This is a genomic window from Niastella sp. OAS944, from assembly GCA_024809215.1.
GTDB lineage: Bacteria > Bacteroidota > Bacteroidia > Chitinophagales > Chitinophagaceae > Niastella.
Genome location: JANUBW010000007.1, coordinates 104592 through 130410, shown reverse-complemented (window position 1 = coordinate 130410; position 25819 = coordinate 104592). Strand labels below are relative to the sequence as shown.

Annotated in this window: 19 protein-coding genes; 12 read left to right on the top strand and 7 right to left on the bottom strand. The window is 44.0% G+C overall.

Annotated features, from left to right (window positions below):
- The first annotated feature begins 344 nt into the window (after window positions 1-344).
- The 8 genes from hemA (at window position 345) to GGD38_RS24920 (ending at window position 8995) form a co-directional block, all read left to right on the top strand.
- On the top strand, window positions 345-1490 hold the full coding sequence (gene hemA, locus GGD38_RS24955) for a glutamyl-tRNA reductase (RefSeq protein ID WP_375296880.1): 1146 nt from the start codon (window positions 345-347) through the stop codon (window positions 1488-1490).
- 176 nt (window positions 1491-1666) lie between these two features.
- Window positions 1667-2584, top strand: a complete 918-nt coding sequence (hemC, locus tag GGD38_RS24950; RefSeq protein ID WP_375296881.1) for a hydroxymethylbilane synthase — start codon at window positions 1667-1669, stop codon at window positions 2582-2584.
- A complete protein-coding gene (locus tag GGD38_RS24945) occupies window positions 2574-3275 on the top strand; it encodes a uroporphyrinogen-III synthase (protein WP_375296882.1) in 702 nt (233 codons plus the stop codon). Before hemC ends, GGD38_RS24945 begins: the two co-directional genes overlap by 11 nt.
- Before the next feature lie 16 nt (window positions 3276-3291).
- On the top strand, window positions 3292-4329 hold the full coding sequence (gene hemE, locus GGD38_RS24940) for a uroporphyrinogen decarboxylase (protein ID WP_375296883.1): 1038 nt from the start codon (window positions 3292-3294) through the stop codon (window positions 4327-4329).
- Window positions 4330-4449: 120 nt separating this feature from the next.
- Entirely contained in the window at window positions 4450-5364 is a 915-nt protein-coding gene (gene hemF / locus GGD38_RS24935; RefSeq protein WP_375296884.1) for an oxygen-dependent coproporphyrinogen oxidase, read from the top strand.
- A gap of 28 nt (window positions 5365-5392) precedes the next feature.
- The gene (gene hemB, locus GGD38_RS24930; protein ID WP_375296885.1) at window positions 5393-6367 is read left to right on the top strand and encodes a porphobilinogen synthase; all 975 of its coding nucleotides are present in this window, start codon (window positions 5393-5395) and stop codon (window positions 6365-6367) included.
- Between the two features lie 17 nt (window positions 6368-6384).
- Window positions 6385-7671 carry a glutamate-1-semialdehyde 2,1-aminomutase gene (hemL, locus tag GGD38_RS24925; RefSeq protein WP_375296886.1) on the top strand — a complete coding sequence of 429 codons (1287 nt, stop codon included), beginning with the start codon at window positions 6385-6387 and terminating at the stop codon, window positions 7669-7671.
- 133 nt (window positions 7672-7804) lie between these two features.
- Window positions 7805-8995 carry a DUF5009 domain-containing protein gene (locus GGD38_RS24920; RefSeq protein ID WP_375296887.1) on the top strand — a complete coding sequence of 397 codons (1191 nt, stop codon included), beginning with the start codon at window positions 7805-7807 and terminating at the stop codon, window positions 8993-8995.
- A 153-nt stretch (window positions 8996-9148) separates the two neighbouring features.
- On the opposite strand, the gene GGD38_RS24915 is transcribed toward GGD38_RS24920, so the two are convergent.
- From GGD38_RS24915 to GGD38_RS24895, 5 genes are all read right to left on the bottom strand, one after another.
- Window positions 9149-10312, bottom strand: coding sequence for a PepSY-associated TM helix domain-containing protein (locus GGD38_RS24915; protein WP_375296888.1), 1164 nt, complete (start codon window positions 10310-10312; stop codon window positions 9149-9151).
- Window positions 10313-10476: 164 nt separating this feature from the next.
- A complete protein-coding gene (locus GGD38_RS24910) occupies window positions 10477-11244 on the bottom strand; it encodes a ChuX/HutX family heme-like substrate-binding protein (protein ID WP_375303699.1) in 768 nt (255 codons plus the stop codon).
- A gap of 10 nt (window positions 11245-11254) precedes the next feature.
- Window positions 11255-11443 (bottom strand): hypothetical protein, encoded by a 189-nt coding sequence (locus tag GGD38_RS24905; RefSeq protein ID WP_375296889.1) that lies wholly within the window; start codon window positions 11441-11443, stop codon window positions 11255-11257.
- 375 nt (window positions 11444-11818) lie between these two features.
- Window positions 11819-12760 carry a helix-turn-helix domain-containing protein gene (locus GGD38_RS24900; protein WP_375296890.1) on the bottom strand — a complete coding sequence of 314 codons (942 nt, stop codon included), beginning with the start codon at window positions 12758-12760 and terminating at the stop codon, window positions 11819-11821.
- A 571-nt stretch (window positions 12761-13331) separates the two neighbouring features.
- Entirely contained in the window at window positions 13332-14303 is a 972-nt protein-coding gene (locus GGD38_RS24895) for a peptidoglycan DD-metalloendopeptidase family protein (RefSeq protein ID WP_375296891.1), read from the bottom strand.
- A gap of 139 nt (window positions 14304-14442) precedes the next feature.
- Between GGD38_RS24895 and alaS the strand changes: the two genes are divergently transcribed.
- From alaS to GGD38_RS24875, 4 genes are all read left to right on the top strand, one after another.
- On the top strand, window positions 14443-17094 hold the full coding sequence (gene alaS / locus GGD38_RS24890; protein ID WP_375303901.1) for an alanine--tRNA ligase: 2652 nt from the start codon (window positions 14443-14445) through the stop codon (window positions 17092-17094).
- A 207-nt stretch (window positions 17095-17301) separates the two neighbouring features.
- Window positions 17302-18288 (top strand): PDZ domain-containing protein, encoded by a 987-nt coding sequence (locus tag GGD38_RS24885; RefSeq protein WP_375296892.1) that lies wholly within the window; start codon window positions 17302-17304, stop codon window positions 18286-18288.
- A gap of 124 nt (window positions 18289-18412) precedes the next feature.
- Complete coding sequence (gene gatB, locus GGD38_RS24880) at window positions 18413-19861, top strand: Asp-tRNA(Asn)/Glu-tRNA(Gln) amidotransferase subunit GatB (protein WP_375296893.1); 1449 nt, start codon at window positions 18413-18415, stop codon at window positions 19859-19861.
- 21 nt (window positions 19862-19882) lie between these two features.
- Window positions 19883-21076, top strand: a complete 1194-nt coding sequence (locus GGD38_RS24875; protein ID WP_375296894.1) for a peroxiredoxin family protein — start codon at window positions 19883-19885, stop codon at window positions 21074-21076.
- An 80-nt stretch (window positions 21077-21156) separates the two neighbouring features.
- Here the strand turns inward: GGD38_RS24875 and GGD38_RS24870 are convergent, their stop codons facing one another.
- Both GGD38_RS24870 and GGD38_RS24865 read right to left on the bottom strand, forming a co-directional pair.
- Entirely contained in the window at window positions 21157-22641 is a 1485-nt protein-coding gene (locus GGD38_RS24870; RefSeq protein WP_375296895.1) for a RagB/SusD family nutrient uptake outer membrane protein, read from the bottom strand.
- 38 nt (window positions 22642-22679) lie between these two features.
- Window positions 22680-25787 (bottom strand): SusC/RagA family TonB-linked outer membrane protein, encoded by a 3108-nt coding sequence (locus GGD38_RS24865; protein WP_375296896.1) that lies wholly within the window; start codon window positions 25785-25787, stop codon window positions 22680-22682.
- Window positions 25788-25819 lie beyond the last annotated feature (32 nt).

Below are 25819 nucleotides of genomic sequence, written 5' to 3'. Positions count from 1 at the left end.
AACCCGCCGCCCGAAACCAACAAGCTTTTAAAAGGACCCGGAAAGAGTAACCATTCCCAAACCCGGAAATTATCCCAAATCAACCACCGGTGATGGTTAAAAAGGTCATTCCAACGCTTTAAAAGCCATGCATGAAATTCCTCATATGCTCATATGATGATAATCAGACAGTAAAATGACAGAGTAATGACAGACATCTTAGGACAATGACGGCCGCGAATGTATTTTTGCAGTGTCAGAATTCGATATTCATGCACGGAAACAGTACCAAGGATATAAATAAGTTTTTCATAGCTGGGATCAATTACAAGAAATCCGATGCGGCAATCAGAGGCCAATTTGCAGTGAGTAATGATCAATACGCTACCCTACTTACCCAAGCCCCCGAATTTGGTTTGCATGAGTTATTTGTTTTAAGCACCTGCAACCGTACCGAAGTGTATGGCTTTGCCGAAAGTGCCGATCAACTGATGAACCTCCTGTGTACCCAAACCGAAGGAACAAAAGAAACTTTCTCCCGACTGGCATATGTTAAACAAGGCATGGCTGCCATAGAACATCTGTTCTCCGTAGCTGCTGGTCTCGACTCACAGATCTTAGGCGATTACGAAATTGTAGGGCAAATAAAACAAGCTGTAAAATTCAGCAAAGAACATGGCTTTACCGATTCGTTCATGGAGCGCCTGGTAAACTGTGTTCTGCAATCTTCCAAAGCAATAAAGAACCAAACCAACCTCAGCGGCGGAACTGTATCAGTTTCATTTGCTGCGGTTCAGTATATCAGGGAAAAGGTAACCGATATTTCCAACAAAAAGATCTTGTTACTGGGTGTTGGAAAAATTGGCCGTAATACCTGCAAGAACCTGGTCGATTACCTCGATGCCGACCACATCACGCTTATTAATCGCACCCACGATAAAGCGGCGCAACTAGCTGAAGAGCTGAACCTTCACCATGCTCCCCTTAGCAATCTGGCCGAAACAGTAGAAACATCTGACATTATATTGGTAGCTACCAACTCGGTTGAACCCACTATAAAAAAAGCTCACCTGGAAGGCAAAGGCGAAAAGCTGATCATCGATCTTTCGGTTCCTTTCAATGTTGAAGAAAGCGCGCAGGAACTGCCTAACGTGCATCTGGTGAACGTTGATGAGCTTTCGAAACTGAAAGACGAAACGCTGCAAATGCGCGAAGCCGAAGTACCTAAAGCCTGGACCCTCATTCGCGAACATATTGAAGAATTCCTCGAGTGGTTCGAAATGCGTAAGCATGTGCCGGTGTTCAAAGCCGTAAAAACAAAACTCAAAGAGATCCAGACCTTTCCATCTTATATTCAACTTTCGCCCGAAATAGCTGCATGCCAAACTATAAATGCCGACGAGAAAATACAACGGGTGATCAATGGCATGGCTTCTAAAATGCGCCAGCGCAACCAACGCGGCTGCTATTATATAGAGGCTATCAATGAGTTCATTGCGCCCTCAAACTAATTGTCGTGAATCGTGAATCGGCAATGCCTGAAATTCAGGGTGGCCGTGCATTTGCCTGGCTCAAAAATTATTAGGCCCGCCAATAGTTTTGAGCCTGAAATAATAGGAATTCCTTCTCACGTTTCACGTTTGCCGTTTTACGATGTATTAGCTTTGCAAAAACTGAAATAGCGCTGATGAATAAAGTGATCCGAATAGGGACCCGGGAAAGCCAACTGGCCGTATGGCAGGCAACCCAGGTACAAAACCTGTTAACCCAACATGGGTTTGCTGCAGAACTGGTATATATTAAAAGCGAAGGCGATATCGATCTTAAAACGCCATTGTACGAAATGGGCGTACAGGGCATTTTTACCCGCAGCCTCGACATTGCCCTGCTTAATGAACGAATAGATATTGCGGTACACTCAATGAAAGATGTGCCTACGCAATTACCTAAAGGAATTATTACTGCGGCTGTTTTAAAGAGAGCTTCGTATAAAGACCTGCTTGTATATAAAGGCGAATCGCCGGAAACCATTGCCCACACGCCATTAACAATAGCCACCAGCAGCATTCGCCGTAAAGCGCAATGGTTGAACCGCTACCCCCACCACACCATCGATAACCTGCGCGGCAATGTAAATACCCGCTTGCAAAAGCTGGCCGACAGCCACTGGAACGGCGCTATTTTCGCTGCCGCCGGACTGGAAAGAATTGGCCTGCGGCCAGAAAATTCCATAGAGCTCGACTGGATGTTGCCCGCACCGGCACAGGGCGCTATTGTAGTAGCCTGCCGCAGCAACGATCAATATTCATTAGATGCCTGTAAGCCATTTAATGATGAGCACACAGCATTATGTACTGCTATTGAAAGAGACTTCCTTCGTGCATTGCTGGGCGGTTGTTCTACCCCAATAAGTGCATTGGCCAGTATAGTTGACGGCCAGGTACATTTTGAAGGAAATATTTTGTCGTTAGACGGTAAAGAAAAAGCAAGCATCGAAAAAACAATTGCCATCAACAATAGCAATAACCTGGGCGTTATTGCCGCCAAAGAATTGTTAGAAAATGGCGGACAGGTTATTGCCGATAAGATCCAACATGCTAAATAGGATTTCCATATTAAGCACCCGGCCACTGGAAACGGCCTTACTGGAAGCTGCAAAGGCTAAGGATATCACCATCGATATTGTATCCTTAATTGATACTTCCCCAGCACAAACCCCGGGCTTAAAAGAAGAGATCGATAAAGTAATAAAACAACCCGCGTCTGTTGTATTCACCAGCATGAATGCAGTAACCACGGTTGCTTCTTATATAAACGGACATAAACCCAACTGGAATATTTTCTGTATAGGCAACACTACGCGCCAACTGGCAGCCAAACACTTTGGTGAGCAGTCGATACATACGGTTGGTAATAATGCATCAGAGCTGGCCAATAAAATGATCGGCGACAAAAGCGTAAAACAGGTTGTTTTCTTTTGTGGCGATCAGCGCCGGGAAGAGCTGCCTGGCAAACTGCGGCAAAACGGAATAACGGTACAGGAAGTGATCGTTTACCATACCATCAGCACGCCTCACAAAATTGACAAAGCGTATGATGGTATTTTATTTTTCAGCCCCAGCGCCGTACAAAGCTTTTTCTACGCCAATGCCGTAGCCCCCGAAACCGTTTTGTTTGCCATAGGGCAAACCACCGCCGATGCCATAAAATCATTTACCAATAATACCATCGTTGAATCTGATAAACCTGGTAAGGAAGAACTGGTAAAAAGAATGTTTCAATTTTTTAAAAAGTAGACTACATATTATAACTATGCTGCAAAACGATCTTTTATTACGCACACTGAAAGGCGAACAAGTAGAACGCCCACCCGTATGGATGATGCGCCAGGCCGGCCGGTATTTACCTGAGTATATGGTACTGCGCGAAAAGTACGGGTTCTTCGAACGTTGTCAAACACCCGAACTTGCCTGCGAAATAACCATTCAACCAGTGGACATTGTTGGTGTAGATGCCGCCATTCTGTTCTCCGATATATTAGTGGTTCCACAAGCCATGGGTTTGGAAGTGCAGTTGATAGAAAGCAAGGGCCCCCTGTTACCCGACCCTATTAAAAATATAAACGACCTCAATCGTGTAAGGGTTCCTGATGTAAACGAGACCCTGAATTACGTATTCGATGCCGTTAAACTCATAAAAAAAGAACTGAATGGCCGCGTTCCCTTAATTGGTTTTGCCGGCGCCCCCTGGACGCTGCTTTGCTATATGGTACAGGGCAAAGGTTCAAAAACCTTCGACGAAGCCAAGATCTTCTGCTACACCCAACCCGAAACAGCGCACCGCCTGTTACAAATGATCACCGATACCACTATTGCCTATCTGAAAGGACAGGTTAAAGCCGGTGTTGATGTTGTACAGATCTTCGATAGCTGGGGCGGATTGCTTAGTCCCGATGACTTCGAGAACTTCTCATTAAAATATATTCGCCAAATAGTTGCAGCCCTTAAAGATGAAGTAGCTACTATCATCTTTGCCAAAGGCGCCTGGCATTCACTGGAAAGCATGGCCGCTACCGGCGCTCATGGCTTAGGTATCGACTGGTGTATTACACCAGCTATGGCCCGCCAGCTGGCAGGTTCAAACGTTACCCTGCAGGGGAATTTCGATCCCGCCAAATTGTTATCGCCCATACCGGTAATACAAAAAGAGGTAAAGAAAATGCTGAACGATTTTGGTGGTCAGCGCCACATTGCCAACCTGGGCCATGGCATTTTACCCAATGTGCCGGTTGATCATGCAAGGGCGTTTGTTGATACGGTGAAGGAATATAAGAAACAGTTGATTAGTTAACGAGTTCGAGGGGGCCTGCCGTTTCACGTTTTACGAAAGCGAGGCCCGCATTATCGGAGTACATTGCCGATTCACGATTGCCGATTGCCGACTTAGATTGATCACTCACTATACATGAACATGAGCATCAAACAAGACTGGATTAACTATATACATGGCCTGCAGGACCGCATATGTGCTGCATTGGAAAAAGAAGACGGCAAGGCTACTTTTAAAGAAGACCAATGGCAACGCCCCGAAGGCGGCGGTGGTAAAACCCGTGTAATTGCCAATGGAAATGTATTTGAAAAAGGCGGTGTAAATACTTCGGTGGTATTTGGTGAAGTAACCGATACCATGCGCAACCAGTTAAAGATAAATGGCAAAAACTGGTTCGCCTGCGGGCTGTCGCTGGTACTGCATCCGGTAAATCCGTTTGTACCAACTGTGCATTGTAATTATAGAATGTTTGAAGTGTATGGCGAGAATGAAAACGAAGCAGCCGATAGATGGTTTGGCGGCGGCACCGATCTTACGCCCTATTATTTGTTTGAAGAAGATGCAAGGCATTTTCATCAAACGTATAAGAATGCCTGTGACGCTTTTGACGCCGGCTTCTTTCCTGCATTCAAAAAAGAATGCGATAATTACTTTGTAAACTGGCACCGCAATAAAGAGCGTCGTGGTATTGGTGGTATATTTTATGATCATCAACGACCTTCTGCAGAAAAAGATGTACAGTTCTGGTTCAATTTTGGCAAAACATGTGGCGATGCTTTTATTACGGCATACCTGCCCATTGTTCAAAAAAGAAAGAACACCCCATATACCGATCAACACAAGCACTGGCAGGAGATCCGTCGCGGCCGTTATGTTGAATTTAACCTGGTGCACGACCGGGGAACTTTGTTTGGCTTAAAAACAAATGGCAGAACGGAAAGCATTTTGATGAGCCTGCCGCCAACTGTAAGGTTCGAATATAATTATCAACCCCAGCCAGGCAGTGAAGAAGATAAATTGTGGCAGGCTACTTTGAACCCGGTTGATTGGGTGTAGATATTACAAAAACAGAAACTACTTAGATATGTATTTACAAAGAAGAAACCGCATATTACGCCAGTCGCCGGCGATCAGAAGCATGGTGGCTGAGACTATATTAACCCCAAATGACTTTATAGTACCGCTGTTCATCAATGAAGGCGAAAACTATAAAGAAGAAATAGCATCTATGCCCGGCTATTATCGTATGAGCCTCGATAATACCATAAAAGAAGTGAAAGAACTGTGGAACATGGGTATCAAGAGCATATTGCTGTTTGTAAAAAGTAAAGATGAACTGAAAGACAATAAGGGTACCGAAGCAGTAAACCCAAATGGTTTAATGCAACGTAGCATTCGCGCTATTAAAGATGCTTGTCCCGATATGCTGGTGATGACCGATGTAGCACTTGACCCCTTTTCTTCTTATGGCCACGATGGCATTGTAGAAGGTTCTGAAATTGTAAACGACGCTACTGTTGAAGTGCTGGCGCAAATGAGTGTTAGCCATGCACAGGCCGGCGCCGATTTTGTTGCCCCCAGCGATATGATGGATGGCCGTATTGCCGCCATTCGCGAAGCACTGGAAGAAAACGGACTTAACAAGACCGGCATCATGAGCTATAGCGCCAAGTATGCATCCTGCTTTTATGGCCCCTTCCGCGATGCGCTGGACAGCGCCCCCGGTTTTGGCGATAAGAAAACCTATCAAATGGATTACAGCAATCGCATTGAGGCCGTTAAAGAAACACTGATGGATGTTGAAGAGGGCGCCGATATTGTAATGGTAAAACCTGCACTTGCTTATCTCGATATCATCAGGGAAGTGAAGAATGCCGTATCGGTTCCGGTTAGCGCTTATAATATCAGTGGTGAATATGCCATGATAAAAGCCGCTGCTAAAATGGGTTGGATAGATGAGAACAAAGCCATTCTTGAAACACTCACTGCCATTAAAAGAGCCGGCGCCGATCTTATTGCTACTTATTTTGCAAAAGACGCAGTTAAATTAATTAGCTAACTCCATTCACCAGTCATATGTTTGAAAAAAGCATCAACTTATTCAACCGGGCGCAACAAAGTATTCCCGGTGGCGTAAACTCTCCCGTACGCGCTTTTAAAAGTGTGGGCGGAACGCCGGTATTTATGAAATCGGCCAAAGGCGCTTATATGTACGATGCCGATGGCAATCGCTTTATTGATTACATCAACTCCTGGGGGCCCATGATCCTCGGTCATGCTTATGAACCAGTAGTAAAGGCCATACAGGAAACTGCACAATATTCAACCTCTTTTGGCGCACCAACAGAGTTAGAGATCGAAATGGCTGAGCTTATCATAAGCATGGTGCCCAATGTTGATCTTGTTCGTATGGTTAGCAGTGGTACCGAGGCCTGCATGAGTGCCATCAGGCTGGCAAGAGGTTTTACCGGCCACAATAAGATCATCAAGTTTGAAGGTTGTTATCATGGTCATGCCGACTCCTTTCTGGTAAAAGCAGGCAGCGGTGTAGCCACCTTCAATATTCAAACAGTACCAGGTGTAACAGCCGGTGTAGCTAATGATACATTGACCTGTGCTTATAATGACCTCGATGCCGTTAAGCAACTGGTAGCAGAACACCATGGAGAAATAGCCGCTATTATTATAGAACCCGTTGCCGGTAATATGGGTTGCATTATTCCACAACCCGGTTTCCTGGAAGGGTTACGCGCCATCTGCGACATGCAGGGCATTGTATTCATCATGGATGAAGTAATGACTGGTTTCAGACTGGCGCAGGGCGGTGCACAGGAACGTTTAAATATAAAGGCCGACCTGGTTACCTACGGTAAAGTAATTGGTGGCGGTATGCCTGTTGGCGCTTTTGGCGGTAAGAAAGAGATCATGCAACACATTTCTCCACTGGGTAATGTTTACCAGGCGGGTACGTTAAGTGGCAACCCGCTTGCCATGATAGCCGGATACGTAATGCTGAAAACGCTAAAAGAAAACGCTGCTATCTATAAACAGTTGGATGAAATGACCAGCTATTTGCACAAAGGATTGAACGAGGTATTGAAAGCCAGTGGCACACCTTATGTTATTAATCAATTGGGCTCAATGATCAGCGTTCACTTTAGCGATCATCCCGTTATCAATTTTGCAACGGCAGCATCGGCAAACAATGAATTGTTCAAAAAGTACTTTCATGCCATGCTTAAACGTGGTGTGTATTTACCACCATCGGCATTTGAAACCTGGTTCCTGTGTAATGCATTAACAAAAGAAGATATAGATGTTACCATTCAGGCAACAAAAGAAAGCCTGCAGGAAATATTATAAAATAAGCAATACTGTTAGTAAATGATTCTGGCTAATTAGTAAGCCTGATATTCCGGTACTTTCAATTTACAACACAATGCCCGATATTAGCCGTTCCCCGTGAACGGCTTTTTTTATTTAACAGACCTAAGCTATGCCCTCATTCAAACAACGACTTGCATCCATAGATGTATTCAGAGCCCTTACCATGTTCCTGATGATCTTTGTAAATGACCTTTGGTCATTGACCAATATTCCCCAATGGCTCGAACATACCGAAGCTGCTGAAGATGGAATGGGTTTGGCCGATGTTGTTTTCCCCGCTTTCCTTTTTATTGTTGGGCTTTCTATTCCCTTTGCCATTGGCAACCGCTGGTCGAAAGGCGCTTCGCAAACAAATATCCTGGGTCATATATTAGTGCGTTCGCTCGCATTACTGGTGATGGGCCTGTTTCATGTAAACCTCGAAAGTTATAATAGCGAAGCAGCTTTGCTGCCCAAAACCATTTGGGAAATACTGTTAACCATCAGCTTCTTTCTTATCTGGCTCGATTATTCACCCACATTATCAAAACAAAAAAGATATTTATTACAAGGCGCCGGTATAGCATTACTGGCTTTTTTAGCCATAGTATACAAAGGCGGCGAAACGGGTAATACTGTTTGGTTACAAAAACACTGGTGGGGCATACTTGGACTCATCGGCTGGTCGTACCTGCTATCATCATTAGTGTTCCTGTTTACAAAAGGAAAACTGCCCTTGTTGATAGGCGCGCTTGTATTCTTTACATTATTCAACATTGCTGCACATGCAGGCTGGCTGCATTGGCTGCAGCCTGTACGCCCTTACATCTGGATCACCGGCGACGGTTCTTCCCCAGCTCTTACCATGGCGGGTATAGTTACAGCAGTATTATATTCTTCGCTGGCAGAAAAAGGCAGGTACAATAGCTGCTTTATTATACTACTTGTTTTTGGTGTAGTGATGTTAGCCGGCGGCTTTGCTGTAAGGCCATTGGGCGGAATTTCAAAAATAAGGGCTACGCCTTCGTGGGTAATGATCTGTACCGGTATTAGTATTTTGTTTTTTACCGCACTTATTTGGCTGGTTGACCGTAAACACAAACAAAACTGGTTTGCCATAATAAAACCGGCCGGCACCAGCACGCTTACCGCCTATTTACTTCCTTATATTGTGTACCCCCTATATGTACTTATTGGTATAAGTTTCCCTGTATTCTTATTAAATGGATTTGTGGGTCTGCTGAAATCGCTTGTATTTGCGCTGCTGATCATTCTGCTGACGGGTTTACTGGAGAAATGGCGGATCAGACTTAAAATTTAACTCGAGGTGGAAAACTGTGTAGGTAGTATAATGTCGTTAACAGATTGCAAAATGAAAACACAAAGATACATATGAAGCAATTTATATGTATCTTTGTGTTTTCATAGGATAAGGTTTAATGGTTAATGGTATTTGATTAGTACAGCCTTCCCCTCACCGGGAGGGCTTTTTCTTTCTTCTACCCCACCAGATCATAAAACCTGTTACAGGCAAACTGGCGGCGATGAGTGAAGCAAAAAAAGCCAGTATCTTTCCGGCCAGGCCCCAAATGGCGCCTGTGTGTATATCGTAATTCATTCGTAACAACTTATCGGCCCCTTTGGCATCTTTAAAACGGCCGTAAATATGATCAACCGGCAATTCCTTCATGGTATATTGATCAAAAAAGCGATAATCTGTTCTCCAATACGTATCGGCATCGGTATTTACAGCAACTTCAATGGAAGCTGAATCATTTGAAGGAAAATGCATTTCAATTGTCTCAGCATCCTTATGCTCTTGTTGCATACGCACCCATAACCGGTCAACCGGCCCGTGGCCTCCCGTTGTACCCACTGGGTATGGAAGAGCGTAAGTTGTAAGATATGCTTTCGTAGTATCTGACAAAGGCTCTACATAAGTGAGCGATTTTTTACCACCCACTCCTTTGTAAATAACATTTGCCAATAGTTGCCAGCCAAAGATCAATCCGGTAATGGCCATAATGATCGCTATCCACGTCATATAAAATCCCAGCACATTGTGCAGATCGTAATTTTTGCGGCGCCAGGCAGCACTCCATTTTATGGAGAACCGTTGTTTGGCAGCTGCTTTATTTCTTGGCCACCAAAGTATAAGCCCGGTGATCATCATTACCACAAATACTATGGTAGCCAAAATTGTAATGGGTTGCCCAATGGCAGGTGGTAACCATAAATAATAATGCCCCATCAACATGACCCTGAAAAAATCGCGGTCCATATTCTTTACCTTCAAAACCTGGCCATCGTTGGGATTTATAAATACTTCATAATAATAGTTCTCTGTTTCTGTGAAGCTGTAAAAAGTTGCAATTGCAGCATCAGCAGCAAGCCCGTATTGCACACTGTGCAAATGTTTGCCGGGTAATGCTTTTTCTGCTATTGCTTTAATTTTCGTAGGGGGTAGCCGAAGGTTAAAATCAAGTGGGGCTACATTTCGAAAGGAGGATTGGGTTAAATTGGTTATCTCGGCCTGAAAGGCATACAAACAACCGGTTAACGCAATAACAAATACAATGATGCCTGAAGTGAAACCCAGCCACAAATGAACTTTTCCAATAATCTTTTTAATTCTCATACGGTTAAAAGCGCTAACCGCGCCTGTTAATTTGTAAAAATCCCATTAACAGGCAAAAGATCGTTATACTATCGGGAATATAGTTTACGCAAAAAGAAAAATATTTTTAGTGCAGCCCTGAGATCAGGGCCGCACCTTTTCCACATTACGGAAACAGGTAATTGCTATTGCAATCCTGTTACAAGTTCAGTCCATGCCGGTAATTCAGCGCTTCCTGGTTTTCTTTTACCAAAGAACTGCACCACCATATTACCCCTGGCATCAAATATTTCGAGCGAATGCACCATGCCATCGGTTGTTGGCTTTTTAACCACCCAGGTGCTGGCAATATCATCCAGCTTAAGGTGCAGGTTAAACGCCGCATCCATAACATTTATCCATCCGGGTATTTCAACTATCTTTTTTACCAGGCCGGTATGTATTTGTATGTTGCCATGGTTACTTACAAATACCATTATTTCTACATCTTTATCAGCGGCTGTTTGCAACAGCAGCTTTACCTGGTCGTTAGCAACGGGGCGAGCAAAATCGCCGGCAATACGCAAGGCATGCAGCCGCGATACATTATGCTTTTTAAGCATAGGAAAGAAGTCATGCGTATCCTTAAGCCCGTTCCAGTCATTACGAAAAGCATGTACATCAACCAGGTCATCATTATAAACAGGCGCCGGGTCGGCAGCACGAATGGGCAGCACCGGTAGCTGTAACGAGTCTTCAAACTCCCGCACCAGTGCTTCAAATGCGTGGTGATCGCTTTTCTCCTGTAAAAATACTTTTACAATAGCAGTACCCTGGTGATCGAACACCTGAATTGATTTATTAAAAGCTGCTTGTTCATTATCGAATACAGCAAAGGCAAATGCCCAACGCTCGAAGAACATACGCATATCAATATCTTCACCAACCACTACACCAACATGGCGGCTATTGATGCCTACTTTCTCAAATACTTTGCCCTATTACCATTACCGGCACAGGAATATCGCTTACCGAGCGCGGAGTACGGGTAGCCGTTACCACCACTTCATTCAAGGACTCGCGGGAAGCAGTATCCCGTTCGGTTTTTTGAGCCGCTGCGTTGAAGTAGCAGCAAAGCATTGCTGGTACAATATAATATAGCTGTTTCAGCATATTGTACTGTTGAATAATAAGTTTAAATAAATACAGGAAAAGCGGGCGTTTCGGCCTGCCGTAATGTGGAGGATACAAAACTATTCAACTATTGCTGGCTGATAGTTACAAAAAGAGGAAATTGATTTACGCGATCGGGAAAGGTGAAAGGCTAATTAGCTAATGTGATAATTTGCTAATGTGATAATGGAATGCAGTTGACGAGTTAACAAGGAGTTGAAAAGGTGATAGAGGTGATAATGTTGATAAAGGAAAAACAGTTCTTAGTTCTCAGTTTTAAGTTATTTGCAATTCGTAACTCGCTACGTTCCGCTACGGCACATAGAGCAAAGCTGTATTTGCTTTAAGCTTTAGGCTTACAGCTTTCAGCTGTATTTAATGCAGTAACAGCTCACAAGGCTTAAGGCCGGTTTGTTTTTTAAATGCGGTAGAGAAATGTGAAATTGAAGAGTAGCCCAGCATCATAGATACTTCGGTTACGGTTAATCCTTTCTCATATAACAAATACCTGGCATGTTCCATGCGCTGGCTTTGATAAAAATCGAAAATGGTAGTGCCGTATAATTCCTTAAAGCCTTTTTTCAAATAGCATTCATTGATGGCTACTTTACGGCTCAGTTCTTTAATGGTGATAGGCTCGCCAATGTGTTGCAGTAATATTTCCCGGGCCTTAACGATCTTTTCGCGATCGGCTTCATTGGCCAGGAACTTACATTGGAACGACTCGATCTCTTTATCATCACCCAGCATACATTCCAGGCTGTATAACAACAACATCTGGGTTTGGGCATTGATATAGATGTTCTCGAGGCTATCGGTATAGGTATGTGTAAGCAATGCTTCCAGCACCTGGCGGGTGCGGCCGCATAAAGGAAGGATCTTTGAAAATGAAGAAGGGTGTACAAACTGCAATACCTCATCGGTAACAGTTTTAAGCTTGCCGGGTTTGGCAAACTGCGAAAGGTGCACCGCCGAAAAGCGGAAACTCATTACATCAATGCTCTCAACTCTTTCGGCACAGGCCTTTGATGTGTTTAGTTTACAATTATCGCACTCAACCTCTTTCTGATTGCAATACATATTACCCGCAATACAAAAACGAAGCTCCACATAGTTGTCCTGCGGCGCTGCCTTTTTGTAATGATATACTAAAACACCGGTATCCTCAATATTCCATTGCTGATGTTTCCGGTATCTTTTAATGGCATATTGAACCGAACCAGGCATCTGCTGCTCTTTTTCCTGCAACATATGCAACTGATCCTGCATGATCGGTTGTTTGTAAGCCAGTGAAAGTATATCTGGTGGATTATACATATTGGTGCGCAAATTTACATTTACAACGTTAAATTTCCCAATGGTTTATCGGCCGGGCGGTCATAAAACTGTAAAGATTCTCAACAAGCACGAATTCGGACGCTCCAAATAAGCCATGTGTAACAATCAGTTACAAGTTATACCCTGCTATGCCGGTGACGAATAACGGTCAATACATTAAAATTGTTCAATTAACAGTTAAAAACGTCAATGTGAATGGGCAATGGAGAATGCACTATAGCCTTGCAGGAGCTTTTTGTTACAGAAAGAATTGAAAATCAATTAAAGTATTCAAAATAGATGTCTTTAGTACAAACATTTTAAAAACTTTTATAGCCATTTTAGTAAATGTGAAGGCTATTTCAATTACTGTTATTGGCATAACAGAAGCAAAAAACATGACAACATTAACTAAAATCGCCATTTCAGTTAATGTTACAGCTGTCACAGAAACTGTTATAGCCATTTCCGTGTAAGAAATAGGCACAGGAAAAGCTTACATCAGCCAGCATTTAGTCGCGAGCCCCAACTTTTTACCCGGCAACCGGTAACTGGGTACCCGGCAACCAATTTAGTCAAAGCTTTGGTTGCTCGAAGACGACATCTTCAGCAATCGGTCAAATTGTTCTGGTGAAAGGTCGTTGTAGAAGAAGTAAACGGGATCGAGGTGACGGCCGTTCTTATGTACTTCGTAGTGACAGTGCGGACCCGTTGATTTTCCGGTACTGCCCACCCAGCCAATGATCTCACCACGTTTGATCTTTTCGCCGGGTTTTACTTTTATCCGGTACATGTGGCCATAGAGAGTTTCATATCCATAACCATGGTTCAAAACCACGTGATTACCATAGCCATTACCCAAATTGCCAGCCACTTTTACCACGCCGTTGGCAGTGGCATATATAGGCGTTCCCTGTGGAGCGGCAAAATCGAGACCGGCGTGCATTTTCACGGTTTTATAAACCGGGTCAATACGATAACCAAAACCCGAAGCCATACGTTTGAGGTCGCTGTTGCTAACCGGCTGAATGGCCGGGGTACAAGCCAGCAGTTGCTCCTTGTTCTTTATGAACTCAGATATTTCAACGTATGATTTATCCTGGGCGCCCATCCGGTTCTCCAGGTTGCGAAGGGAGTGTACTATACTGTTTTCCAGCTCGTAATTGGTCATGCTGGCTACCATTTCCATTTCCTTTTGCTGCGCCATGTCTTTAGCACGCATGCTATCGGGAATGGGATTGGCTTCGAAAATAGTGCGGTAAATATCGTTATCACGCTCCTCCAGCTGGGTCATGCGCTGCTGCATTTTGGCAACCTGCTCATCGAGCACCCAGTAGCGCTCCTGCAGCTGTTCATTATACTGCATCAATGCCTTTTCCTTAGTGGAAGGAAAATACCGGTAAGCAATGGAAACGATTATTATAGAGGTAACAATAGCGGCCGATATAAAACCGAGCACCCGCAGCAATTTAACATGCAGCGGAGTCTCCAGCTTTTCATATCGGAGCGTATTGGTATTGTAGTAGTACTTGATTTTCTTCATGGATACAAGCCGATTACCAAGGTGCTTTTCAGCAAAACAGACCGAATTTATACGTTACCTTTGCAGCCGTTGCCCCAAACGGTAACATTTACAAATATAAAGGCTTAAGTGTCAATTTTATCAAAGATCGTTCCGTTTTATGATGACCAGCGCAGAAATACGACAGCTTTTCATGGAATTTTTCCGAAATAAGGGCCATGAAATCGTTCCATCGGCACCCATTGTGGTAAAGAATGACCCTACCCTGTTATTCACCAATGCGGGCATGAACCAGTTCAAAGACTATTTCCTTGGCAATAAAAAGGCGCCCTTTGCCCGGGTGGCCGATACCCAAAAGTGTTTGCGGGTAAGCGGTAAACACAACGACCTTGAAGAAGTGGGCGTTGACACTTACCACCATACCATGTTTGAAATGCTGGGTAACTGGAGCTTTGGCAATTACTTTAAAAAAGAAGCCATTGCCTGGAGCTGGGAATTGCTTACCGAGGTATATAAAATACCTAAAGACAGGTTGTATGTGACTTATTTCGAAGGTGACGCAGCTGAAAACCTGGCAAAGGACGAAGAAGCGTATAATGAATGGGCTAAACTGGTAGCCCCCGACCGTATACTGCCTGGTAACAAGAAGGATAATTTCTGGGAAATGGGCGATACCGGTCCCTGTGGCCCCTGTTCTGAAATTCACGTTGACTGCCGTTCTGATGAGGAAAGAAAAAAAATAAGCGGCGCCGAAAGAGTGAATAAGGACGATGCCCAGGTTATTGAGATCTGGAATAATGTGTTCATGGAATTCAACCGCAAGAAAGACAGTACGCTTGAGCCGCTGCCCGCCAAACACGTGGATACCGGAATGGGCTTTGAACGTCTGGTTCGGGTACTGCAAGGCAAACAATCAAATTACGATTCTGATGTTTTCACCGGCACCCTGGCTGCTATTGAAAAGATCACTAATAAAAAATATGACGCTTCTGCTAAACCACCTTCCGAAGGTGGCAAGCCAACTGAATGGCTTCAGGCAGTAGCCTTTCGTGTACTGGCCGACCATATTCGTGCCATCAGCTTTACCCTTGCCGATGGACAACTGCCCTCAAACACCGGGGCCGGATATGTGATCCGTCGAATTCTGCGCCGGGCCGTTCGTTATTATTATTCTTACCTCGATTATAAACAGCCGCTTTTGCACCAACTGGTACCGGTACTGGCCGAACAGTTCAAAACCGTTTTCCCCGAACTGATACAACAGCAGGATTTTGTTGCCAAGGTAATTAAGGAAGAAGAAGATGCGTTTCTGCGTACGCTTGAAAAAGGGTTGAAGAAGATTGACGAAATAATTGCTTCTACAAAGAACAAGATCGTTAATGGTTCGGCTGCTTTTGAACTGTATGACACCTATGGTTTTCCAATAGATTTAACGAAGTTAATTGCCAAGGAAAACAACCTTGATGTTGATGAAGAAGCTTTCAAAGCCGAAATGCAACAACAAAAAGACCGCGCCCGGGCCGCTACAGCTATCAATGCCGAAGATTGGGTTGTATTGAGCGAAAATGGCAGCACCAGCTTTGTAGGTTATACCGAAACTCAAACCGAAGCCAAGGTGCTTAAATACCGAAAGGTTACCGCCAAAGGCAAAACCTCGTTCCAACTGGTTCTGACCAAAACACCTTTTTATGCCGAAAGCGGCGGACAGGTTGGTGATACCGGTACCTTATCATTCTCAGGTGAAGAAGTGGCAGTTATAGATACCAAAAAGGAAAATGACCTCATTATTCATTTTGTTGAAAAGCTGCCAACCAATATAACAGCTGTAGTTGAAGCACGCATAGATGCTGCCCGCCGCGCACGCACTGCAGTTCACCACTCTGCTACCCACCTGCTGCACGCAGCTTTGCGTAAAGTATTGGGCACACACGTAGCACAAAAAGGATCGCTGGTAAACGATGAATACCTGCGATTCGACTTCTCGCATTTTGCAAAAATGACCACCGAGGAAATTGCAAAAGTAGAGGCCATTGTAAACGAAAAAATTCGCGCCAATATACCCGTAGTTATAAAAGAACTGCCTAAGGACGAAGCCCTGAAACTGGGCGCTATGGCGCTTTTTGGCGAAAAGTATGGCGATGTGGTACGGGTAGTTGTTATGGACCCTGCTTATTCAGTAGAGCTTTGTGGCGGAACCCACGTAGGCGCTACCGGCGAACTGGGCCTTTTCAAAATAAAACACGAGTCGGCTGTAGCTGCCGGCGTTCGCCGTATTGAAGCTATTAGCGGATTGGCGGCCGAACAATATATTGGAGAGCAACTGGCACAATTGCATCAGGTAAAAGAAGAGTTGAAAAACCCGGCCGATCTGTTAAAGGCCATTCAAAACCTGGCTGCAGAGAACAGCGAAGTAAAGAAAAAACTCGAGCACCTCGAGAACCGCATACTGGTAGGTGTTCGCAACGAACTGTTGCATAAAGACGAGATCATCAATGGAGTAACCTTTGTTGGTGATATTGTTGAAGTTGGCAATGCCGACGCATTAAAGAAATTATGCTTTGATCTTAAGAACCACCTCAACGATCACGTAGTGGTACTGTGCGCTAACATTGGCGGCAAACCATATGTTGCCGTCGGGGTAGCCGATACAGTAGCAGCCGCTCGCCAGCTCGATGCCGGAAAGATCATAAAAGAACATATTGCTCCGCTGATAAAAGGCGGCGGCGGCGGACAAAAAACCCTGGCTACAGCCGGCGGCCAGGACGCCAGTAACCTGCAGCAGGTGATAGAAAAAGTGAAGAGCTTGTTGTAATTCTTCATTTATAAATACTTAAGCCCCTGAATAGTATCTACCGATACTTTTGGGGGCTTTTTCATTAGCTGCGAAGCCCTTGTTAACCCGTCAACCTGTTAACTAACCTTAACATTTCCGAAAATTTTCGTATTTCAATTATTTCCCTATATTTGATGTACGAAAGCTCACGTAGTCTAATAATTATTATTAAAAAACTTCAATAAAATGAAAAGATTCCTGACCTCATGTACCGCTTTGGCAGCCATTACCCTGCTGCTAAGCCAACCCCTGGCAGCCCAGGACAAAGAAAAAGACAAAGACAAAAGTAAAGCCAGTGATAATGAAGAAATCATAATCAAAAGAAAAGGCGATAAAGACACCAAGCTTACCATTGAAATAAAAGGAGACGATATAACCCTCAATGGAAAGCCCCTTGCCGAATTCAATGATGAAGATATTGTAGTTCGGAAGCAAAAATCCCTGTATGCTCCTCACTCCCCTTTCCGCGGCCAAAGTGGCACCTTAAATTTTAGCCACGATAATAATTTTCTTAAAGAAGGTGCACAACTGGGTGTATATACCGAAAAAGATAAAGACGTAAAAGGCGCCATCGTTAATAAAGTGACCGAAGGCAGCGCGGCCGACAAAGCAGGGTTGAAAGAAAACGATGTTATCAAAAAGGTAGATAATGATGATATAGACAGCCCCGAAGAGCTTAGCAAAGTTATTGGCAAACACAAACCCGAAGACAAGGTAACCATCACATACGAAAGGGCCGGCAAAACCGCCAAGACCGAAGCCACGCTGGGCAAAAGAAAAGCTCATGCCCTGGCCCTTCGCTCGCCTCAGTTTGATATGGATATACCCAACTTCAATTTCGATTGGAAAGACAATGATTATGGCCCCCGCACTTTTTTATATGGTCCCAACTCAAGGCCACGCCTGGGCATAAAAGCACAGGATACCGAAGATGGCAAAGGCGTGAAAGTATTAGATGTTGACGATGAATCTGCTGCCGAAAAAGCAGGGATCAAAGAAGACGATGTGATCACTGAATTTGATGGCAAAAAAGTGAATTCAGCCGAAGAACTGTCCGCCGCCGCCAAAGAAGCAAAAGATAAAGCAGCTGTTAAAATAACCTTCAACCGCAATGGAAAATCGCAAACAGTTGAAGTAAAAACACCCAAAAAATTAAAAACAGCAACACTGTAAGCAGTCTTCAAACATCAGCCCTATATTTAGAGCCCCGGCGGTACCGTCGGGGCTTTTTTGCAAGATACCTTGCCGGAAATAAGGTATTTTTGCCTGATTTTTCACCAATAGGCAATCAAATAATATGTCGACAAATTACGATGCATATGAGGTTGTTGTAGGCCTGGAAGTGCATGCCCAGTTATTAACGAACAGTAAGTTGTTTTGTGGCGATAGCGCCGCTTTTGGCGGCGAGCCCAATACGCATATCAGTCCCATTACTTTGGCGCACCCCGGCACGCTGCCCAAACTGAACAAAAAAGCCATTACCTATGCTGTTAAAATAGGTTTGGCCTGTAATTGCACCATTACCCGGCATAATTATTTTGCCCGTAAGAACTATTTCTACCCCGACCTTCCCAAGGGCTACCAGCTTTCGCAACATACTACTGCCATTTGCCAGGGCGGTTTTGTTACCATTCGTACCCAGGAAGGCACCAGGGACATCAGGCTCAACCGCATTCATATGGAAGAAGATGCCGGCAAAAGCCTGCACGATGTAGATGATAAAAATACCTGTGTCGATTACAACCGGGCCGGCGTTCCGCTGGTTGAGATCGTTACAGAACCCGATATACACAGCGGCGACGAAGCATACGCTTACCTTACCGAATTGAGAAAGCTATTGCGCTACCTCGAGATCTGCGATGGTAATATGGAAGAAGGCAGCATGCGCTGCGACGCCAACATTTCAGTTAGAAAAATAGGCGATCCCAAACTGGGCACCAAGGTTGAAGTGAAGAACCTTAACTCTATCCGCAACGTAAAACGCGCTATTGAGTTTGAAGCCAAACGCCTGGTAGATGTTATTGAGGCCGGAGAAAAAGTGATACAACAAACCAGGAGCTTTGATGCAGGTAATGGCACCACCTTCGCCCTGCGCACCAAAGAAGACGCCAACGATTACCGGTATTTTGCCGATCCCGATCTTACACCATTTGTAGTAACAGACGATCTGTTGCAGGATGTTCGCAGTTCTATTCCCGAATTGCCCGAAGCACGCGTAGCCCGGTATACCCAACAATTACAATTACCCGAATACGATGCGCGGGTTATTACCGACGAAAAAGAACTGGCTGTATATTATGAACAAATAACAGCACATTCGACCAACTATAAAGCAGCCGCCAACTGGATGCTGGGCCCCATAAAATCATGGCTCAATGAAACCGGCGAACCCATCACCGCATTACCGGTGAAACCAGAAGGTATTGCTTCGCTTATTGCATTGATCGATAGCAACCAGGTGAACTTCTCGGTTGCTTCAACCAAAATATTCGGCGCATTGTTGAAAGAACCCGGTAAAGATGCATTACAAATTGCCAAAGAATTGAACCTGTTACAGGATTCAGATGAAGGCAATGTGGCCGCTTGGGTTGAAGAAGTATTAAGCAAAATGCCCGATAAAGTAGCAGAATTTAAAAAAGGTAAAAAAGGATTGATCGGTTTATTTGTAGGCGAAGTGAAGAAAGTGTCAAAGGGTAAGGCCGATCCCAAACTAACCAATGATATCCTATTGAAAAAATTGCAATAACTATTAAACAAAACCTGATAGATGAAAAGTATTCAGAACCGGCTCCTGATGATACTACTGGTTGCCATTAGCTCCTGTGGCTCAAAAGACAAAGGAACGCTTGAGGTAACCGGCAATATCGCCAACCTGGATAAGGTAGCGTCATTGTACCCGAAAGCTGTTAAGAACGGAACAGTTACCCTGTTCCTTTATGAAATACCTTATGGCGGCGACCTGCCTCCTGTACAACTCGATTCGGTAACCGTATCTGCCGAAAAAAGATCCTATACATTAAAAGGGCCCGCCAAACACACAGGCATGTATAATATTGTGGTGCTCGACGGTCCCATGGTGCCCGTGGTTAACGACGTTTCGAACATTACCGTTGATATAGACATGGCCAATGAAAGATTCTACACCGTAGCCGGCTCTGTGGCCAGCCGCGAGCTGCAGGATTTCATTTTCACCTACGAGGTTAAGATAGCCGGCGCCGAACAAACTATGGCGCAATTAGACAGCCTTAAACGTATTGGCGCAGCCGATAGCACACTCATCAATTATACCAATCGCAAGAACGAAGCTATTAAGGAGTTGAATGAGTATATGAAACGGATGATGAACGATGCCAGTCAACCCGTAGTGGCCGCTTTCGTTTTAGGCCGTTCGGCTAAAACACTGCCTACACCTGAGTTTGAAACAGCATTGAACAGCCTTACGCAGAAGTATGCCAGCGATTCAAACCTGGCCGAAATGAAAAAACGCTATCTTGCCATTAAAGAGCAGGTTGCTAAAATCAGAGAGCAACAGGATTATTTATGGGTTGGCAAACAGGCGCCTGCGTTAAGCCTGCCCGATGTGAATGGTAAGAATATTTCCATAGCTTCTTACAAAGGGAAATATGTGCTGGTTGATTTTTGGGCAAGCTGGTGCAAACCCTGCCGCGATGAAAATCCCAATGTGGTAGCCGCTTACAATAAATTTAAAGATAAGAACTTTGCCATCCTGGGTGTATCGCTCGATAAAGCAAAAGAGCCCTGGCTTGAGGCAATAAAGGCGGATCAGTTAAAATGGACACACGTAAGTGATCTTGCTTATTGGGATAGTAAAGCTGTATCGGTTTTCGGGTTTAACGGAATTCCTTATAATATCTTAATCGATCCCGATGGTAAAGTAATTGGCGAAGCATTGCGGGGTGAAGAGCTGCATAAAAAACTGAGTGAGATATTTCTAAAATAGCTGAATAGCGCTTTAAGTTGTAAAAAAAGCAAAGGCCTCCCGAAACATTTGGGAGGCCTTTGTTATTCTTCAATATCTTATTATTCATATCCAGGGTTCTGCACTAATACATTTTTACTTTTATCAACTTCTATCTGGGGAATAGGAAAAATATTTTTATTTGCGCCAAAGGGTTGTGGGGTCAGCAAACTCGTTCCATTATAATCGTATTTACCAGTTACAGTTGCCTTAACCCGCATCATGTCCCAAAAACGATGGCCTTCAAAAGCAAGCTCAATACGGCGCTCCTCTAATATTGCCTCAATAAGTTTGTCTTTATCGTTGCTAAAATCGGCCGCTGTATATGATGGCATACTCACCTTGGCGCGATCTCTTACCTCGTTTAATCTGGCCAAAGCATCGGCATCTACACCGGTTCCGGTTCTGGCCTGCGCCTCGGCATAAGTAAGCAGCACCTCGGCATAACGGATAATGGGCGCCCAGTCGGCCCGGGTAGCCACATCGGTATATTTAGTGGTAAATTTGAAAGGGGCAGAGGCAGCCGTATTGCCATTAATGATCATTCCTCTTCTTTTGTCATCGGCCGCAAATTTAGGATTGGTAGCAAGGCTTAAAAAAGTGGGCGACAAAACAACATCACCTCTTACATCTGAAGGAGAATAACGCATGGGCAGGGCTGCATTTGTATTGGGATTATCAGTAGCGTTATTAGGTATTGACCAGATGGTTTCGGCAGTGGTATAATTACCTTTATTAAAGGCGCCACCAACAGTAGCATTCAGGGCAAAGGTCCCATACGTTTTATCAATTACATCCTTTGCATATTTTTTAGCATTGGCATAGTCGCCTTTGTACAAATATACTCTTGATAAAAAAGCAGCTGCAGCCGCTTTAGTGCCGCGGGTTTTAGTATGGTAAACATTGTTAGTGTAACCCGTATACGTTAATGGAAGGTCGGTCAGCGCCTCTGTAAGATCTTTTATGATTGCAGCATACACCTCACCTACGGTTGACCTTGGCTTATTGGCAGTGGGATCGTTATAGGTATAATCTTCGGTAATTAAAGGAATACCGGGGTGCGAAGCATCGGCCGTAAAGTTATACGGTTGCCCAAAAAAGTTTACGAGATAAAAATTAGCTACTGCCCGAACAAACTTACATTCTGCAAGCAAGGCGCTTGCTTTAGCTGCAGTAAGTTTACTGCTATTGGCCGTTATGCCGGCAAAAGCCCTGTTTGCACGTCCTATAGCATCAAACCCTGCCGACCACACAGTCGCCGGAAGTACATAATTGGCAAGCATATTAAAACGCGACATCTCACCAAAAGCACCGCCCCTATCAAAAACATCATTTCCCATGATGTCGACATATATCAGCGCCGGACCAGCTAAAAAATCTTTCTGCAATCCATCATAAGCCGCTAACGTTGCTGCTTCTATTTTTTCAGGTGTTGTAAAAGCCAGGTCGCTCCTAAGCAGGTTCTCCGCTTCAATATCAAGCACCTGTTTGTGGCACGAACTACCAGCCACGGCAATTACCAATAAAGAATACAATATATGTCGCATAACATTTTTTCAATTTAATGATCAATAGCAAAATCAATCTACAAACCGAAGTTAATTCCCGCGGTAAAGGTACGGGTGAGGTAAGGTCGTTGTTTATCTAAACCCAACCCAATGTTGGTATTACCAATACTGTTAGCTTCGGGATCAATACCACTGTAACCAGTAAATGTATACAGGTTACTTGCCTGTACATAAAGGCGTAGTCTGCTGGCTTTTATTCTGCCTACTGCAATTTTAGGCAACGAATAACCAATCTGAACATTACGTATACGAACAAAATCTCCTTTCTCCAGCCAGCGTGTTGATCCCGTAGTAGACCAGTAACTTTCACCCCAAAATAAACGGGGCACATCAGTATTATCACCAGCTTTCGTCCAGGCATCCAGTATGTCTTCCGATTTGTTACGCGATCTGCCGTTATCCATCAACATGGCTTTGGTTTGATTGTATATATAGAAACCAAATGCATATTGCAGATCGATGCTGGCATCGAAAGAGCTATAATTAAATGTTTGCATAAAACCACCATAGTATTTAGGGTAAGGTGATTTGTCCTGTGCAACACGGTCGGTAGCTGCTATTGCAGTAGTAACTGAACCATCACTAACATTGGTCCAAACATAACCATTGCCAACACGTTCAACCTGTTTTTGATTTCCATTTACATCCAGGAAGGTTGCCAGTCCATTGGCAGGGTTTACACCAGCCCAGCGAATAAGATAAAAAAGCCCCAGTGGTTGTCCTGGTCTGGCGATTGAATATTGAGAATTCACATCCTTACTATCATAAAGATCATCGCCCAGGAAATTTGTTGCCAGTACCTTTGTATTATTCCAGGCCCCATTAAAATTAACCGTCCAGGTAAAATTCTTTTTACGCACCACCTGTGCACCAACCGTTAATTCAACACCACGGCTGCGAAGCTTGCCTACATTTTCTGTAATAATATTATTGGGGGCGCCTACAGTAGCCAATACCTGGTTATTCAGGATGAGGTCTATTGTTTTACGGTTATAATAATCAAGGCTAAAGTTTACTCTATTCCACAACACCGCATCGATACCAATATCAAATTGCAAATGCCTTTCCCAACGCAGGTCTTTATTACCGAAGTTATTTACGGTAAGCACAGGAATGTCGGCATACGAACCGGGTGCAAAAGTGCTGGTTGCAGGGAAATAACCAATATCTGAGTTACCCGTAACTCCATAACTGCTCCTAAGCTTTAGTTCATTTACAAAAGTATAGGGACGCATAAAATCTTCCTGTGCAATTTGCCAGGCAATTGACCCTGAAGGAAAATACCCCCAGCGGTTCTTATTACCAAAACGGCTATCCGCATCGGTCCTGAAATTAAATGTAGCAAGGTATTTTTTTCTGAACCCATAATTTACAGTACCGAAATAAGACGCCAGGCCATCATCGATACCGTCAATACCGTTATCACTTCCAGTTATAGCGTAATTGCTGGCATTTATTAATATCAGGTCAGGATCATTTAAACCCTGCCCATAAGTATACATATATGAACTGGTACGACGGGTATATTCTGAACCAGCCAGCAGATTTAATTCATGATCGGCGCCAATTTGCTTTACATAATTCAATGTATTGAACCAGCTCCAGATGTTTCTTTCGTTTTCCGCAGTTTGCCGCAACCCTTTGGTGGTTACCCCATCGCCTATGTCTCTATTCCAGAAGTTATCAATGGTGCCGGTTGAATAATCAACATTCACCTGGCTTTTGAACTTAAGCCCTTTTATAAATTGTACTTCACCAAATGCACTACCAATAAAACGCCGGGCATCTCTTTTCTGGTAATTCAAATGGGTAGTGGCTTCAATGTTAGGGATACTGTAACCAACGATGCCGGAATTACCGCCTACGCCCGTATAATATTTTCCATCAGGGCCATACACAGGAATATTTGGGAAAGCGGTGAGCAAACCAAAAGGAATACCTGCAAAAAAGGTCCCGGTCCCCGACCCCAGGTTATTACTAAGAGTACGTGAGTACTGTGTATTCACTCCAACCTGTAACCAATCATTTAATTTAGTGGTCAGATTTAAACGAGCCGATCCTCTTTTCTGATAAATTGTTTCTATATAACTCTGGTTATCGTTATAATTAAAGGAAGCGAAATACGTGGTTGACTGGTTTCCGCCGCTAACAGCCAGGTTGTGGTTTTGTACCAGGCCTTTGTGAAATAATTCATTCTGCCAGTCGGTATTCACAATATCGATCTTGCCATCATTATCAAGATCATTGTATTTAGCTGAAGTGTCTGTCCGAAGCTGCCCCGCATTCCATTTCAGGGTATTAATTGTCTTATTATAATCTTCAGCATTCAATACTTTCATTCTATTTGCTTCTTCATTAAAACCTGCATAAGCATCGTAGGTGAGGGCATTATGGCCTGCTTTGCCTTTTTTGGTAGTAATAAGCAGTACACCTGCTGAACCGCGTGAACCGTATATAGCTGTGGCAGAAGCGTCTTTGAGTACTTCAATGTTTTCAATATCATTGGGGTTTAGTTCGGCCAGGGGATTTATTTTGTCATTTATTATATTGCTATAACCCTGGTTCAGGGGTACTCCATCCATTACGATCAACGGGGTACTGCCCGAAGAAATAGAGGCAGCGCCTCTTATGCGAATGATAACATCATCACCTACAAGCCCCGATGATGTATTAACCAGCACGCCGGCCGCCTTACCGGTAAGTGCCTGATCAAAACTATAAACAGGTTTATTCGCAAGTTCTTCCCCTTTCACTTTACTTACCGACCCGGTTAGCGAACGTTTGGCTATAGTGTTATACCCTACCACTACAACTTCTTCCATATTCGTTTCAACAGGTTTTAAGGTGAGGTTATAATCACCTGCCTGCCCGATCTTTAATTCTACTGTTTCCATATTAACAGAAGAAATGACCAGTGTTTTTGCACTAACCGGTACATTTAATGAATACCCGCCGTCGGTATCAGTAACTGTACCTACTCTTGTACCTTTAACAATAACAGAAACATTAGAAACCGGATTGCCTTTGGAGTCTGTGATCTTCCCGGTTAGGGTTCTGGTTTGAGCCATCACTTCTCCCGAAAGAAGCAACAAGCTGCACCATAGGGACATTAAAAACTTTCTCATCGGAGTTAGTATTTACAAGGTTATTAACAGTG

What these genes read in the sequence shown, in the direction of transcription:
- hemC (WP_375296881.1), top strand. Translation starts at nt 1,667, where the DNA reads ATGAATAAAGTGATCCGAATAGGGACCCGGGAAAGCCAACTGGCCGTA.
- GGD38_RS24945 (WP_375296882.1), top strand. Translation starts at nt 2,574, where the DNA reads ATGCTAAATAGGATTTCCATATTAAGCACCCGGCCACTGGAAACGGCC.
- hemE (WP_375296883.1), top strand. Translation starts at nt 3,292, where the DNA reads ATGCTGCAAAACGATCTTTTATTACGCACACTGAAAGGCGAACAAGTA.
- hemF (WP_375296884.1), top strand. Translation starts at nt 4,450, where the DNA reads ATGAGCATCAAACAAGACTGGATTAACTATATACATGGCCTGCAGGAC.
- hemB (WP_375296885.1), top strand. Translation starts at nt 5,393, where the DNA reads ATGTATTTACAAAGAAGAAACCGCATATTACGCCAGTCGCCGGCGATC.
- hemL (WP_375296886.1), top strand. Translation starts at nt 6,385, where the DNA reads ATGTTTGAAAAAAGCATCAACTTATTCAACCGGGCGCAACAAAGTATT.
- GGD38_RS24920 (WP_375296887.1), top strand. Translation starts at nt 7,805, where the DNA reads ATGCCCTCATTCAAACAACGACTTGCATCCATAGATGTATTCAGAGCC.
- GGD38_RS24915 (WP_375296888.1), bottom strand. Translation starts at nt 10,312, where the DNA reads ATGAGAATTAAAAAGATTATTGGAAAAGTTCATTTGTGGCTGGGTTTC.
- GGD38_RS24905 (WP_375296889.1), bottom strand. Translation starts at nt 11,443, where the DNA reads ATGCTGAAACAGCTATATTATATTGTACCAGCAATGCTTTGCTGCTAC.
- GGD38_RS24900 (WP_375296890.1), bottom strand. Translation starts at nt 12,760, where the DNA reads ATGTATAATCCACCAGATATACTTTCACTGGCTTACAAACAACCGATC.
- GGD38_RS24895 (WP_375296891.1), bottom strand. Translation starts at nt 14,303, where the DNA reads ATGAAGAAAATCAAGTACTACTACAATACCAATACGCTCCGATATGAA.
- alaS (WP_375303901.1), top strand. Translation starts at nt 14,443, where the DNA reads ATGATGACCAGCGCAGAAATACGACAGCTTTTCATGGAATTTTTCCGA.
- GGD38_RS24885 (WP_375296892.1), top strand. Translation starts at nt 17,302, where the DNA reads ATGAAAAGATTCCTGACCTCATGTACCGCTTTGGCAGCCATTACCCTG.
- gatB (WP_375296893.1), top strand. Translation starts at nt 18,413, where the DNA reads ATGTCGACAAATTACGATGCATATGAGGTTGTTGTAGGCCTGGAAGTG.
- GGD38_RS24875 (WP_375296894.1), top strand. Translation starts at nt 19,883, where the DNA reads ATGAAAAGTATTCAGAACCGGCTCCTGATGATACTACTGGTTGCCATT.
- GGD38_RS24870 (WP_375296895.1), bottom strand. Translation starts at nt 22,641, where the DNA reads ATGCGACATATATTGTATTCTTTATTGGTAATTGCCGTGGCTGGTAGT.
- GGD38_RS24865 (WP_375296896.1), bottom strand. Translation starts at nt 25,787, where the DNA reads ATGAGAAAGTTTTTAATGTCCCTATGGTGCAGCTTGTTGCTTCTTTCG.